Genomic DNA, 1,287 nt, shown 5'->3' on the forward strand with positions numbered 1-1,287 from the left:
AATAGGTTTGATGTAAATATTCATAGGCCGTTGGGTCATTTAATTGCTGATAATAAACGGCCTTCATCAAATAAGTCGTCATTTCCACCACAAGCGAATCGTTGCGATCCTCCAGTAGATCCACATAGCTTTCCGTGGCAGGATTAGCCAGCTTGGACAGCTCTGTGAAAATCTTATCCGCTGTAGCCAGCGTCTCCTCATCCTCTGCCGCTGCACGCAAGAGGTAGGATGGGTTTACACCTAAACGCCCAGCAATTTGCTCGGCCAAATCCTCTGCCAACGGGTAACGGTCAGCCAGTATATTTGCGAAATGTGCTGGTGTCACCAGCCCGTCTACCAGCTCTTTACGGGACAGATTTTTCTTTTTACACAAAAATTCAATGCGTTCCTTAAGCATGGAGTATTCCTTTCTACACTGATTATCGGTCATACAGTGAGGGACGCCGATCTTCAAACACCGGAATACGACCACGTACGTCCTGCACCAAGGCAGACTCAATCGTTCCTGTGATGATCCCCTCCTGCTCTCCGCCCTCAGCAATGATTTCTCCCCATGGATCAATAATAAGCGAATGCCCGAAGAAATCAGTATCTCCGCTGCGACCTACCCGGTTACAAGCAATGACATACATTTGATTTTCTATAGCACGTGCGGTTAGCAAGGTGCGCCAGTGATGAAGCCGGGGATGAGGCCATTCTGCGGGTACGATCAGCAAATTTGCGCCCGACAGGGCCAAACTGCGGGCTAGTTCAGGAAACCGGATATCATAGCAGATCGACGCCCCTGCCTGAATCCCGCCATCCAGTGCGAATAAAACCTTTTCTTCGCCAGGCTGCAAATATTTTTCTTCATCCATAAGTCGGAATAGATGAATCTTGGAATACGAAGCAACCTCTCTGCCTGTTCGGTCAAAAACGAGCATCGTATTATACACATGACCGTCGCTTTTTTTCTCTGCGATCGACCCAGCTACTACGTTCACTTCATGGGTGGCAGCGAATGCTGCTATCCATGCCCGAGTCTCCGTCCCTTCCTTGTCCGCCAGCTCATGAATGCGATCTAAGGCATAACCTGTGTTCCACATTTCCGGCAGGATAATCAGATCCGGCTTCAGTTCGACTTTCATCGCTTGTTCCATTAAAGCCCGGATATGACTGCGGTTTTCCGGGGGATTTCCTATCTCTATGTGAGCTTGTATGAGTGCAACACTGAACGGCTGAGCTTCCTGATACGTCAAAATCCTTCATACTCCTTGTGAGCCAGAGCTTCCTGCGACCTATTGTCCG

2 protein-coding genes are annotated in these 1,287 nt (G+C 49.0%); both read right to left on the minus strand.

The window, feature by feature from the left end:
- Positions 1 to 397, minus strand: a 397-nt coding sequence (locus GRP75_RS27215) for a helix-turn-helix domain-containing protein (protein WP_160790923.1), incomplete at its 3' end; no start/stop codon positions are given.
- Positions 398 to 419: 22 nt separating this feature from the next.
- On the minus strand, positions 420 to 1,238 hold the full coding sequence (locus GRP75_RS27220) for a carbon-nitrogen family hydrolase (protein ID WP_160790924.1): 819 nt from the start codon (positions 1,236 to 1,238) through the stop codon (positions 420 to 422).
- Between the last annotated feature and the right edge of the window lie 49 nt (positions 1,239 to 1,287).

It is taken from the genome of Paenibacillus sp. OT2-17 (assembly GCF_009827695.1).
In the GTDB taxonomy this organism is placed as follows: Bacteria; Bacillota; Bacilli; order Paenibacillales; family Paenibacillaceae; genus Paenibacillus; species Paenibacillus polymyxa_B.